Raw genomic sequence first — 12,307 nt, 5'->3', positions numbered from 1 at the left:
GCGGGCCCCGGCTGGCCGGTCGCGTACTTGCCGCCGCGCAGCAGGGTGGGGCGGAACTTCATGCCGCGTTTTGGCGCCGCGTGCCGCCCCCCGGGGCGGCCGGCACGCGGGGTCGCCGGTGTCAGACGCCGGTCGTCGTGCGGATCCAGCTGCGGCTGGAGGCGATGCTCGCGTAGTTCTGCGTGCCCTGCGGGTTCGAACCGGAGTTGCTGCCCGTCGAGCAGACCCCGACCTGGGCGCCGTTGTACAGCTCCGGGCCGCCCGAGTCGCCGTGCCAGGCCGAGCCGTTGATGCCCTGGCTGGCGATCGCCGTGCCGCCGAAGGCGTCCGAGCTCAGGCCCGTCACGCGCACGTTGGCGGTCTTCAGGGTGCTCGACGGCGGGCTGCTGCCCTGGGTGCGGCCCCAGCCGTAGATCTGGTTGGTCGACCCGGTCGGCGGGTTGCCGGTGCCGAGCTTCATGTACGTCGTGTTGACCGCCGTCGTCAGGTGCAGCAGGGCGATGTCCCCGTTCGGGGAGGCCTTCTGCTGGTCGACGTTCGCGTTCGTGCCCTGCTGCAGCGTCACGTTGCCGACCTTGACGTGCATGCCCGGCGAGTTCAGGCAGTGCTGGGCGGTGAGCACCCACTGCGGGGCGATGATCGTCCCCGAGCACTCGAAACCGCCGTACGTCGTCACGTTGTTCCAGTAGATCTGGGCGCCCCACGGCGCGGAGGAGACCGTGCTCCCGCCGATGATGTCCTGCTGGGCGTCCGCCACCCCCGCTGAGACCAGACTCAGCGCCGCGGCGGCCGCACCCACCGCGCCTACAGCCCTCGACATTCGCATGAAAATGCCCTTCGGCCCAGGTGATCCGGATATCCGTCCCGAACGGGACGTCCAGCTCAACGTAAGAGCCGTGAAGGATTTTCGGAACCTACCGAAGTCGGTAACCCACCGTCCCGGAGATAGCGTGTGACCGCCTGTCGCTGCGGCAGCGGCCATGAAGGGGCCTTCAAATGCATTCTCGCGCGGTTGTTCCGGCGTGCCCGCAATTCTCGGGCCGGCGCCGGGCGCGTCCGAGGTGCGCCTCGCCTCGGCCGTCGGGCTGACCTCGGTTAGCCTTCCCCGCATGGGCGTTCGCCGCCCGGGGGGAGGGGAAACATGTCAGCACCACAGCACGATCCCGAGCTCTTCGACGAGCTGATGCGCACCGAGCTGCGCAACCAGCCCATCAGCCGCTACGCGGTCGCCACGCTCGTCTCCGGGCTGCTCGGCGGCCTGCTCGCGCCGGTCTTCGGCGCCATCGCGATCTCCCGGATCAGGAAGCAGCGGCAGCGGGGACTCGTGCTCGTCGTCTGCGGCCTGGTCGCCTTCACCGCCTGGATGGGCGTGCTCGCCTACCGGATCAGCACCGGGACGGCGTGGTGGCAGCAGCGGGCAGCCCAGGATCGGCTGCCCGAGAACGTGGTGCACGGACTCGACCTCGGCGCGCGCGACTGCTTCTGGTCCCCGGCGGCCTCGGGCGAGGCCGACGTGTTCCTGACGTCGTGCGCCGCGCCGCACACCGGCGAGGCGTTCGACGTGCTGCCGCTGGGCGAGGGCCCGATGCCCGACATCCTCGAGCTCTACCGCGACACCCTGGCCCGGTGCGAAGCCGGCGCCGGTCCGGTGCCCGATGTCCGCGTGCAGGTCATGACGCCGACGTCGTCGAGCTGGGCCGCGGGCAAGCACCGGGCGGTCTGCTACTACCACTTCGCCGCCGAGACGACCGGGCCCGTGCGGTGAGCCTTCCGCCCGGGGCCGTTCCGGTGGTCGCACTGTCCGGAGTGGACCGTCCGCTGCTCCGGCTGCCGGCGGGCATCACCCGGTTCCCGGTCGTGCGCGCCGCCCGGATCGAACTGCCGGCCGTGCGGGCCGAGGACGATCCGTTCCTCGAAGACTAAGGGTTGTCTCGTAACCCGGTGTCGGGCTGACTGGGCCGGTAGCCCATCATGTCGTTGTGGTGCAGGTGATCACAGCGTCGCGGCCGGAGTGGATTGCCCCGTTCACCGGCCTGGAGCCGGGCCAGTTCCGCAAGCTGGTACGGCTGGTCGCGAAGCGCGGCGGAGATGAGATCGCTGACGGCCGCCCAGGTCGGCAGTGGGCGTTGCCGCTGGCAGATCGGGTGTTGCTGGTGGCGACCTATTGGCGGACGAATCTGACGATGCGGCAGATCGGGCCGTTGTTCGGGGTGTCGCATTCCGCGGCGCATCGGGTGATCGACACGATCGGGCCGTTGCTGGCGCTGGCGCCGGTCCGCAAACGCCGCGTCGACTCCGTGGCGATCGTGGACGGCACCCTGGTCCCGACCCGGGATCACCGGCTGGCGACACCGTCGAAGAACTACCGCTACTCGACCAACGTGCAGGTCGCCATCGACGCCGAGACCCGGCTGGTGATCGCCACCGGCGACCCACGACCGGGCAGCCGCAATGACTGCACCGTCTACCGCGACTCCGGCATCGCCGAGCAACTCGCCGGTCGACCGGTCATGGCCGACGGCGGCTACCAAGGCAACCCGGCGGTCGTCATGCCCTACCGCAAACCGCGAGACGGCAGCGAACTCCCTGAGTGGAAAGAGGAACTCAACGCCACCCACCGCAAGGTCCGCGCTCGCGTCGAGCACGTTCTGTCCCGGATGAAGAACTTCAAGATCCTTCGCGACTACCGCCGCGCCGCCAGCACCCTGGCCGACACGGTGTCCGGAATCGCGAACCTGCACAACATCATCCTCACCGACTGACCGCAACACCAGCCCCACCAACCACACCACGAGTTACGAGACGTCCCTTAGGACTCCGCCGGCTTCGTCCACGCCACCTGGACCAGCCCCGTCCCGTGCCGGCGGGACACCAGCGTCCCTCGCCCCGGCGGCTGCGGTGACGGCTTCACGTCCGCGAGCAACGCGCCTTCGTCCTTCGTCCCCGACATGATCAACCCCGGCGTGCCCAGCTCCCGCAGCCGCTGCAGCACCGGCTCGAACAACGCCCGCCCGGCGCCGCCGGACCCGCGGACGATGAGCACGTGCAGGCCGATGTCCCGGGCCTGCGGCAGGAACTCCAGCAGCGGCTGCAACGGGTTCCGCCCCACCGTCGCCACTAGCTCGTAGTCGTCCACCAGCACGAACAGCTCCGGGCCGCGCCACCACGACCGGTTCCGCAGCTGCTCGGGCGTCACCGACGGCCCGGGCAGCCGGTTGCGCATCGCCTGGGCGCACTCGCCGATCAGGTCCGTCAGCTTGCCCTCGGCGCCGGCGTACCCCAGCAGGTGCGGCTCCGGCACCGCGCCGAGCAGGCCACGCCGGTAGTCCGCGACGATGATCGCCGCTTCGTCCGGCGTGTAGGCCGACGTGATCCCCGAAGCGATGGCTCGCAGCAGCGAACTCTTGCCCGACTCCACGTCGCCGAAGGCCATGAAGTGCGGGTCGGCCGCGAAGTCCAGGTACACCGGGCGCAACGTCGATTCCGCGATGCCCAGCGTCACCTGCTTGCCCGGGGCCGCGGGCAGCGTGTCCAGCGGCACCTCCGGCGGCAGCAGCCGGACCTGCGGGGCGCGCGGTCCCTGCCACGCGGCCGAAATCCGGCGGACCAGGTCGACGCCGCCCGCGCCGACCGTCTCCGGGCGCTGGTCGGCATCGATGCGCGGCAATGCCGCCAGGAAGTGGAGCTTCTCCGCGGTGATGCCGCGGCCCGGGCGGTCGGCGGGGACGTTGGCCGCCACCTTGCGGTCGATGGAGGAGTCCATCGGGTCGCCCAGGCGCAGTTCGAAGCGCGTGCCCATCGCGTCGCGCAGCTGGGCGCGGACGCCGATCCACTGGTTGAGCGAGACGATCACGTGGATGCCGAAGCCGAGCCCGCGCGCGGCCAGCCCGGTGATCTGCTCCTCCAGCTGCTCGTACTCCTGGCGGATCGTGGTCCAGTTGTCCACGAACAGGAACACGTCGCCGAACTCGCGTTCGTCGGTGCTCTCGGTGAACTCCGCACGCCGGGCGCGGAACGCCGCCATCGACTCGATCCCCTGCGCGGCGAAGAACTCCTCGCGCTGCTCCAGCAACGTCGTCAGCTCGGCGACGACCCGGCGGCAGCGTTGCGCGTCCCGGCGGGTCGCGTACCCGGACACGTGCGGCAGCCCGGCGATCGGCGCCAGCGCGCCACCGCCCATGTCCAGCACGAACAGCTGGACTTCGGCCGGCGTGTGCGTCAGCGCCAGCATGCCCGCGATGTCCTTCATCAGCGTCGACTTGCCGCTCTGCGGCGCGCCGACGATCAGCGCGTGCCCGGCCGCGCCGGAGAAGTCGGCCCACAGCATGTCCCGGCGCTGCTCGAACGGCTTGTCCACCAGCGCCACCGGGATGGTCAGCTTCCCGTTGCCGCCCCAGCCGAGCGGGCACAGGCCGCGCGCGGCGTCCTCGCCCAGCGGCGGCAGCAGCTGGTCCAGCGTCGGCGGTTCGGCCAGCGGCGGCAGCCAGATCTGGTGCGCGGCCGGGCCGCGGCCCGCCAGGCGCGACAGCATCGCGCCGATGATCGTCTCCCCGGTGCCGCCCTCCTCCGAAGGCGCCGGCGACACCTCCGACAGCTCGACCGTCACCGGGATTTCCACCGGCGCCAGGGAAAACGGCAGGACGCCCAGTTTCTGCCCGTCCTCGCGCACGACCGTGCTCCGCGGCGGCAGCTCGCCGGAGACGTAGGCCGCCTTGAGCCGGATCAGCGTTTCGGTGTCGGACTTCAGGTACGCCGAACCCGGCACCGGCGGCAGGTGGTAGGCGTCCGCGACGCCCAGCACGGCCCGGCTTTCCGCGGCGGAGAACGTCCGCAGCCCGATCCGGTACGACAGGTGCGAGTCGAGCCCGCGCAGCCGGCCCTCTTCGAGCCGCTGCGAGGCCAGCAGCAGGTGAATCCCGAGCGAGCGCCCGAGCCGCCCGATCGCGACGAACAGGTCGATGAACTCCGGGCGCGAGGACAGCAGTTCGCTGAACTCGTCGATGATCACCAGCAGCGACGGCAGCGGGTCCAGCGGCGCGCCGTCCGCGCGGGCCTTCTCGTAGTCGCGCACCGACGCGTAGTTCCCGGCCGCGTGCAGCAGTTCCTGCCGCCGCAGCAGCTCGCCGTTGAGCGCGTCGGCCATGCGGTCGACCAGCGCGAGGTCGTCGGAAAGGTTGGTGATGACGGCGCACGTGTGCGGCAGCCCGGTCATCCCGGCGAAGGTCGCGCCGCCCTTGAAGTCGATCAGCGCCAGGTTGAGCGTCTCCGACGAATGCATCACGGCCAGCGCCGTCACCAGCGTCCGCAGCAGCTCGCTCTTGCCGGACCCGGTCGCGCCGATGACCAGGCCGTGCGGGCCCATCCCGCCTTCGGCCGACTCCTTGAGGTCCAGCTCGACCGGACGGCCTTCCGGGTTGACGCCCAGCGGGATCCGCAGCCGGTCGCGGGCCGCGCGCGGAGCCCAGGTGACGGCGGTGTCGGTGTCGCGCGGGTCGCCGATGCCGAGCAGCCCGGCCAGCCCGAACGTCGCCGACATCGGTTTGTCGCCGACGACCGCGGCGGGGGTGTGCAACGGCGTCAGCATCCGGGCGAGGGCTTCCGCGGCGCCGCGGTCGAGGACGTCCGGGCGGCCGAGGAAGCCCAGCCGCTGCTCGCCGCCTTCGCCGACGACCATCCCCAGTGACTCCGGTGCGGTGTGCAGGCTCAGCAGCCGCTCGGTCGACGACGCCCGCGGCTGCTCCTGCCCCACCTCGATCACGGTGACGCCGAGCCGGCCGTCCTCGCCGATCAGCCGGGGCTCGCCGTGGGCGTTGCCGCCGTCGACGAGGACCACGAGGTGGGGCAGGTCGAGCTCGGCCGCCGCACGCCGGCTGAACGCGGGACGTTCACCCAGGTCGGCGCCCAGCAGCGTGGCCAGCCCGGCCGCGGTGCCGTCGGCCAGCCGCCGCGAGCCGACGGCGTCGGCCGAGCCGGCCGCGGTGGCGTGCGGCAGCCACTTCGCCCATTCCCAGTCGTGCTGGCGGTCCGGGGCCACGCAGAGCGCGACCCGCAGGTCGGCGGGGGAGTGGAAGGTGACGAGCTGGCACAGCAGCGCCCGGACCAGGCCGAGCACGGCGGGGCGCCGCCCGGCCACGGTGACCGCGGCGAAGGACCGCAGCGAGAGCGCGACCGGCAGGCCGTCCACCGTCGAGTAGGTGCGGATGAAGTGCTTGAGGCTGGTCGAGGACACCGGGTCGAGGTCCTCCAGCGGCACGGTCTGCGGCGCCTTCAACGGCGTCGCGAGCCGCTGTGGCCCGGTGCCCGCGCGCACCTGCGCGAACTGCGGCTCGGTGCGCCGGCGGTCCCACAGCTTCCCGGTTTCGACGTAGGCCCACAGGTCGGCCGGGTCGGGCTGGACGGCGATCATGGCCGCGCGCTGGCCGTCGGCGATGTCGCGGACCTGGGCACGCAGCCCGGAGAGGTACCGCTGGTAGTCCCGGCGTTCGTCGTTGATCTGCGCCTTCTTCGCCATCCCGCCGCGGCCCAGCGACATCACCACCATGCCGCCCATGGCGCAGAGGAACAGCGCGCCGAAGACGTAGGTCATCACGCCGCCGTCGCGTCCGATGTAGACGAACGACATCGCGCCCATGCCGAGCATCATCGGCAGGAACATCATCAGCTGCACCATCCCGCCCGAAGAGCTCTTCGGGAGCATCGGCGGGGACTGCAGCACGATTTCGCTCGGTCGGTCGGACGGCAGGCTCATCAGGACAGGCTGCTCCAGTTCGGGGGCGGTCTGACCGGTATTTTGGCCACTCGCCGCCCCGCCGCGGTGGGTACTTTTGCCGTCCGCCCGCTTCCGGGGCCGAACCTACGCTCAGCCGAGCAGACCCCCCGGAAGGAGACCCATGGCCGGCGAGTACCGGGCTGAGCCCGAGGCGATGCGCTCCGCCGTGGGCAACGTCGGGGGCATCATCGCCCACGGCATCAACGCCGTGGCCGACCTCGAACGGCTCGTCGTGCAGCCGATGTCGTTCGCGACGTTCGGCAGCGCGGTCGCCGCCGCCAACGCGGCCCTGCACTCCGGCCAGATCACCGCCGTCCGGACGCTCCTGCAGCTGCTGCAGCAGGTCAACGGGCTCGTCAAGGCCAGCGCCGACGCCTACCAGGCGGCCGACCGGGACGTCGCCTCCGGCTACGGCGGCGGGCACGCTCCCGCGAGCACCGCGTCGTCGATCTGGGGCAGCTCGCACGCTTCCGAGCTCGCCACCCTGGCCATCAACGACAGCGCGGGCGCCCACGGCGAGCCGTCGTCGGTCGGGAACGTGCTGCGCTACCTGGGGGACGCGCGGCTGGGCCGGCTCGGCGACCACCCGATCACCGACACGCGCTTCCACGGCGTCGCCGACTTCAACGACTGGCTCGCCGGCGACGCCGACAACCAGGCGCGGGTCGGGCTCATCGAGGTCTACGCGGGCACCGCGCGCACGTTCTCCGACGTGCCCGGCGGCGTGCACAGCGGCGACGTCGTGGTCGTGGAGCCGCTGCTGTTCTCCGACCGCCGGCCGGTCATCGGCGTCGCCGGCGACGGCGGCCGCCTCTACAACCACGGGCTGCTCGACGCCCGCACCGGTGGGCTGGCGAGGGTCAGCGTCTACCGGCCCGCCTCCGTCGTCTGAACTCCTTGAACCTTTGTGAGGACCGATGCTGACTTTCCCGAACTCCAGCGCGATGGACGCGACCGCGTCTTCGGGCGGCCCGATCACGATCCTGCCGCAGATCGTCACCGGCCAGCCGGAGCAGATCGCCAAGCACGTGGTGGACCTGGTCCGCAAGGCCGAGCAGTTCCTGAGCATGTACAACGAGCTGACCAAGGCCGCCGACCAGCTGGGCAAGATCTGGTCGGGCGCGGCGAGCGAGTCGGCGCTGAAGAAGATCAACGACTCGCTCGGCCAGCTGACGAAGATCATCGACGTCGTCCAGAAGGGTGCCGAGCTCCTCGGGGTCTCCGGCACGTTGATCAAGACCGCGCAGGAGGCCTACCGCGCGGTGGTCGCCGCGGTGAACCCCACGGTCGCCGCGCTGATGTCGAACTGGTGGACCTACGGTGCCGCGGTCGCTTTGTCGACCGCGACGAGCGCGTCGCTGCGGGCGTTCATCACCGCGATCGGCGCGCTGCTCAAGGCCCTCGGCGCGGTGGACCTCGCCCAGCAGGTCACCACGCTCGCGCAGGTCATCGGCGAGATCGAGAAGCTCTTCCACCACGGTTCCGGCAGCTCGGGCGCTCCGACGCCGTCGATCGGGAACACCCCGGTCACCGCGCCGCAGACCCCGCCGCCGGTGGCGAGCCCGTCGGGGCAGCAGGCGGTGGCGGGCGGGAGCGGCGGGGGGATCCCGCAGCAGCCCTCGTTCACTGACTACACCCCGCCCGCGCTCGCCACCGGCGGCGGTTCCAGCGGAACGGCTGTGTCGGGCAACGGCACCCCGCTGAACCCGGCCAACAGCTGGATCGCCGTCGACCCGGCGCAGAACGGAGCGACCGTGCCGGCGCAGCCTGCGCCGGTCACCCAGCCGGCCCCCGCGCCCGTGGTGCCCGCCCCGGCCGCCGGGCACGCCGACGAGGTCGTCATCCACACCAACCTGACCACCGGTGAGTCCACTGTGGAGGCTCCGGGCGGGCAGGACTTCGACCTCGACATCGCGCTGGACTACAACGGCAAGCACTTCAGCCAGCACGTCGGCTACGACGCGGCCGGGAACTGACCGGTGGCGGGCTCGGGGGTGGTCGATGCGTCCGGGGTGGTCAGCTCGGTGCTGTCGGGGTACCGGCGCGTGCTCGTCGAGTGCCGCCGGCGCGTCACCGGGGATCCCGGTGCGCTGAGCGCCGCTTCCCAGCGGGTCGCGGCCCGGGCCTCGGCGGTTTCGGGCCAGGCGCGGGAGATCGACGAGTCCGCCAAGAAGCTGCACGCGGACTGGGACGGCGACGCCTACACGGCGTTCGCGACGGCCGCCGGGAAACTCGGCGAAGAGCTCACCGAGGCGGCCACGAAGCTCGGCGACCAGGCGAAGCGGCTCGGGACCGCGGCCCGGCTCGTGCAGTCCGCGGAAGCCGCCGTCGATTCGGTGCTCGCGCAGTTCGACCAGTACGCGGCCCAGCTGACCGCGCAGGCCCGGGCGGTGAACTCCGCTTCGGTCGGTGCGTTCATCCAGGCCGCCCGGCAGCTCGGCGAACAGAGCGTCGCCGCGGCCCGCCAGGTGGTCGACGAGTTCTCCGACGCGCTCGCCGAGCTGTTCCCGCCCGAAGGCGTCGGCCGGCTCGAGCACGAGCTCGGCAAGTGGGCCCGCGGGCCGCTGCACTGGCTCAACGGCGAGCCCCTCGACGGCCGGAAGCGGCCGCGGACCGTGCCGTCGTGGTTCGGGAACTCCGGCTGGAAGAAGCTCACCTGGGACGGCCTCGAAGGCACCCGGGCGCCGAAGAAGGCGGACACGCCGTTCGGGCAGCCCGAAGCCGAGGGGCTGAAGAACAAGATCGGCCGCAACACCGAGATCACCTACTACAAGTTCCAGCACGAACAGGACGGATTTTCCCCGGAATACGACGGGAAGATCACGTCGAAGGGCTGGGACGCCGGCGCGTCCGGGCACGCGGAACTCGCGGCGCTGCACGGCGAAGCCGAGCTCAAGAAGGAGTGGGGCGTCGCCGAAGCCCACGCCAAGGGCACGGTGTTCGCCGGCGGCGAGGTGAGCGGCTCCGGCACGATCGGCGCACACGGCGTCGGCGCGCACGCCAACGTCTTCGTCGGCGGCAAGGTCGAGGGCGAGGTCGCCGCGGACGTCGCGGGGATCGGCGTCGGCGCGAACGGCACGCTGCAGTACGGCCTCGGCGCGCAGCTGGACGCCCAGGCCGTCTACGACGCCGGGCACCTCAAGGTCAACTTCAAGGCGGGCGCGGCGCTGGGCCTCGGCCTGGGCGTCGGCGCGAAAATCGACATCGACCTGCCGAAGCTCGGCCACACGATCGGCGAGTACGGCGGCGCGGCCGTCGACGCCGTCAGCCACACAGCCCGTGACGCCGCCGACGCCGTCGGCTCCGCTTGGGACGACGCCGTTTCCTACGTGGGGCTGTGATGACCCTTCCCCTCGACTTCGTCATCCCGGACGGCTGGACCGCCGTCGACCCCGGCGACTCCGGCGCGGTGTTCGTCGCCGTGCACCCGGTGCCGGGCGAGGAGTTCACGCCGAACATCACGGTCAGCGTGCAGCAGCGGCCGGACGACGCGTCGATCGACGCCATCGCCGCCGAGGCCGTCGAACGGCTTTCACGCACGCTGGCCGGGCTCGAGGTGCTGAGCCGCCGCGACGTCGGCGACCCGGCCGCGCCCGCCGTCATGCAGCTGCTGCGCCTGCGCACCGGCGAAGGCACCGAGCTGATCCAGACCCAGGTGCACCTGACGGTCCCCGGGGCCACCCCGGAAGACCGCGTGGTGCTCGAGCTCGCCTGCACGGCCGCGCCCGCGACCGCCCGGGCGCTCTCACCCGGTTTCCAGCGGTTCGTGGCCAGCGTCCACGTCCGCCAGCACGAAGGGAAGCAACAGTGACCGATCCGTACGCGGTGCCGGACATGGACGAGCTGCTGGCGCAGGTGCGCAAGCAGACCGAAGAGGTCCAGCGGATCCAGCGCACGGTCGAGGCGATGGAGATCAAGGCGCACTCGCGGCAGAACGAGGTCACCGTCACCCTCCGCGGCGACGGCCGCTTCACCTCGATCGACATCGACCCCCGCGCGATCCGCGAGTACGACGCCCGCAACCTCTCGGAGATCGTCCTGGAGGCGGTGAACGCCGGGTTGCAGAAGCTCGCCGAAGCCAGTTCCGCGAAGTTCGCGCCGGTGATCGCGGCCGCGAAAGACGTGTGATGACGGCGTCTCTGACGGGGACGACCCGGCGGGTCACGGTGGTCACGCCGCGGGCCCGTGTCGACGTCGCGCTGCCGCAGCAGTCGACGTTCGCCGAGCTGGTCCCGCAGCTGGTCCGGCTGGCGGGGGCGTCCGGGCAGGCGTCGGCCGAGCATCCGGGCTGGGTGCTCTCCCGCCTCGGCGGCGCACCCTTGGCATTGGGCCTGAGCGTCGCCGCCGCGCAGATCCGGGACGGCGAAGTGCTGCACCTGACCCCGCGGGAGCGCCCGCGGGGTCCGCTGCTGTTCGACGACGTCGTCGACTCGATCGCGAGTGTGGCCGACGCCGACGGCGGCTGGGGCCCGTCGGTCGCTCGGCGGTCCGGCTTGGTGGCCGCGGTGGTCCTGCTGCTGGCGGGCGGCCTGCTGGTGCAGGCGGCGGCGTCCGGCAGCGTCCTGGCGCCGATCGGGACGGGGTTGCTGGCCCTGGTTTTGCTGCTCGGCGGTGGCGCGTTGAGCCGCGCGTACGGCGATGCCGAGGCGGGCGCGGCCGGGTCGCTGGCCGGTGTCGGTGTGGCGCTGCTCGCGGGGATGTCCGTGCTGCCACCGCATCCGCTGTTCTCGCTGTCGGCAGGCCCGCTCGCCGCGGGTTTCGCGGCGGTGACGGTGTACGGCGTGCTGGCGGCGGTCTCGGTGGCCGACCGCCTGCCGTGGTTCGTGGCGATCACCGGCGCGGCGGGCTTCGGCGCGATCACGTCCGGGATCGTGCTCCTGGCGGGCGTTTCCCCGCTGTCGGCGGCGGCGGTGGCCGCGGTGCTGGGCACGGCCCTGGCGGCGGTGGCGCCGATGCTGGCGTTGCGCCTGGCGCGGCTGCCGCTGCCGCGCGTGCCGGACGACATGGCCGCGTTCCGCGCGGACGAACAGCCGTCGCTGGGCACCGAGATGATCGGCCGGACGTCCCACGCGCAGGCGGTGCTGACGGGGTTGCTGGTGGCGCTCGGGCTGGTGGTGCTGGCCGGCTCGGTGGTGCTTGCGTCGGGAGGGCCGTGGGAAGCGGGGCTGGCCGGTTTGCTGGGCCTGGCCTGGATCCTGCGGTCGCGGTCGTACGCCGGGCGCGCGCAGCGGTTGGTGCTGATCGGGTTCGGCGTCCCGACGCTGGTGTCCGCGGGGGTGTGGCTGGTGGCTTCGGGCCACCGCACGGCGGTGTTCGCGGCCGGCTGCGCGGTGGTGCTGGCGGCGGTGGTCTGCCTGGTGTACGCGACGCGGGTGGCGCGCGGGCTGCGTTCGCCGTACTGGTCACGGCTTTTGGACGTGACGGAGTTCCTGGTGCTGCTGTCGCTGGTGCCGGTGGTGGCGATGATCGCGGGGGTGTACGAAGCCGTCCGCGGCTGAGCGGCCCGGCGGCCGTCGATGTATTCGACTGAACGTTTCA

10 protein-coding genes are annotated in these 12,307 nt (G+C 72.1%); 8 read left to right on the top strand and 2 right to left on the bottom strand.

The features are described 5' to 3' along the window. Positions 1-121 precede the first annotated feature (121 nt). Positions 122-820 (bottom strand): trypsin-like serine protease, encoded by a 699-nt coding sequence (locus AB0M30_RS10785; RefSeq protein WP_364582463.1) that lies wholly within the window; start codon positions 818-820, stop codon positions 122-124. A gap of 321 nt (positions 821-1,141) precedes the next feature. Between AB0M30_RS10785 and AB0M30_RS10780 the strand changes: the two genes are divergently transcribed. Both AB0M30_RS10780 and AB0M30_RS10775 read left to right on the top strand, forming a co-directional pair. Further along, positions 1,142-1,765: a hypothetical protein gene (locus AB0M30_RS10780; RefSeq protein WP_364582460.1), complete on the top strand. Its 624-nt coding sequence runs from the start codon at positions 1,142-1,144 to the stop codon at positions 1,763-1,765. Between the two features lie 217 nt (positions 1,766-1,982). Next, positions 1,983-2,762 (top strand): transposase family protein, encoded by a 780-nt coding sequence (locus AB0M30_RS10775; protein WP_364582646.1) that lies wholly within the window; start codon positions 1,983-1,985, stop codon positions 2,760-2,762. Positions 2,763-2,809: 47 nt separating this feature from the next. Here the strand turns inward: AB0M30_RS10775 and eccCa are convergent, their stop codons facing one another. Then, positions 2,810-6,748 (bottom strand): type VII secretion protein EccCa, encoded by a 3,939-nt coding sequence (gene eccCa, locus AB0M30_RS10770; protein WP_364582457.1) that lies wholly within the window; start codon positions 6,746-6,748, stop codon positions 2,810-2,812. 142 nt (positions 6,749-6,890) lie between these two features. On the opposite strand from eccCa, the gene AB0M30_RS10765 reads away from it, so the two are divergent. The 6 genes from AB0M30_RS10765 to eccD are packed head-to-tail and all read left to right on the top strand — an operon-like array spanning position 6,891 to position 12,267. Beyond that, a complete protein-coding gene (locus tag AB0M30_RS10765; protein WP_360182844.1) occupies positions 6,891-7,661 on the top strand; it encodes a WXG100 family type VII secretion target in 771 nt (256 codons plus the stop codon). A gap of 25 nt (positions 7,662-7,686) precedes the next feature. Next, the gene (locus AB0M30_RS10760; RefSeq protein WP_364582454.1) at positions 7,687-8,745 is read left to right on the top strand and encodes a hypothetical protein; all 1,059 of its coding nucleotides are present in this window, start codon (positions 7,687-7,689) and stop codon (positions 8,743-8,745) included. 3 nt (positions 8,746-8,748) lie between these two features. After that, positions 8,749-10,110 (top strand): WXG100 family type VII secretion target, encoded by a 1,362-nt coding sequence (locus tag AB0M30_RS10755; RefSeq protein ID WP_364582451.1) that lies wholly within the window; start codon positions 8,749-8,751, stop codon positions 10,108-10,110. Beyond that, positions 10,110-10,580 carry a hypothetical protein gene (locus AB0M30_RS10750; RefSeq protein WP_364582449.1) on the top strand — a complete coding sequence of 157 codons (471 nt, stop codon included), beginning with the start codon at positions 10,110-10,112 and terminating at the stop codon, positions 10,578-10,580. The genes AB0M30_RS10755 and AB0M30_RS10750 overlap by 1 nt, the downstream gene beginning before the upstream one ends. Further along, on the top strand, positions 10,577-10,897 hold the full coding sequence (locus AB0M30_RS10745; protein WP_013224119.1) for a YbaB/EbfC family nucleoid-associated protein: 321 nt from the start codon (positions 10,577-10,579) through the stop codon (positions 10,895-10,897). Before AB0M30_RS10750 ends, AB0M30_RS10745 begins: the two co-directional genes overlap by 4 nt. Then, entirely contained in the window at positions 10,897-12,267 is a 1,371-nt protein-coding gene (gene eccD / locus AB0M30_RS10740; protein WP_364582446.1) for a type VII secretion integral membrane protein EccD, read from the top strand. The genes AB0M30_RS10745 and eccD overlap by 1 nt, the downstream gene beginning before the upstream one ends. Positions 12,268-12,307 lie beyond the last annotated feature (40 nt).

This window comes from Amycolatopsis sp. NPDC051716, assembly GCF_040681595.1.
Taxonomy (GTDB): domain Bacteria; phylum Actinomycetota; class Actinomycetes; order Mycobacteriales; family Pseudonocardiaceae; genus Amycolatopsis.
Note: the sequence above shows the minus strand (reverse complement) of the source record. Positions and strands in the feature narration are given on the sequence as shown.

Bases quoted from the DNA above. Each gene is read 5' to 3' on its own strand.
- AB0M30_RS10785 (WP_364582463.1), bottom strand. From the start codon at position 820: ATGTCGAGGGCTGTAGGCGCGGTGGGTGCGGCCGCCGCGGCGCTGAGT.
- AB0M30_RS10780 (WP_364582460.1), top strand. From the start codon at position 1,142: ATGTCAGCACCACAGCACGATCCCGAGCTCTTCGACGAGCTGATGCGC.
- eccCa (WP_364582457.1), bottom strand. From the start codon at position 6,748: ATGAGCCTGCCGTCCGACCGACCGAGCGAAATCGTGCTGCAGTCCCCG.
- AB0M30_RS10765 (WP_360182844.1), top strand. From the start codon at position 6,891: ATGGCCGGCGAGTACCGGGCTGAGCCCGAGGCGATGCGCTCCGCCGTG.
- AB0M30_RS10760 (WP_364582454.1), top strand. From the start codon at position 7,687: ATGCTGACTTTCCCGAACTCCAGCGCGATGGACGCGACCGCGTCTTCG.
- AB0M30_RS10750 (WP_364582449.1), top strand. From the start codon at position 10,110: ATGACCCTTCCCCTCGACTTCGTCATCCCGGACGGCTGGACCGCCGTC.
- eccD (WP_364582446.1), top strand. From the start codon at position 10,897: ATGACGGCGTCTCTGACGGGGACGACCCGGCGGGTCACGGTGGTCACG.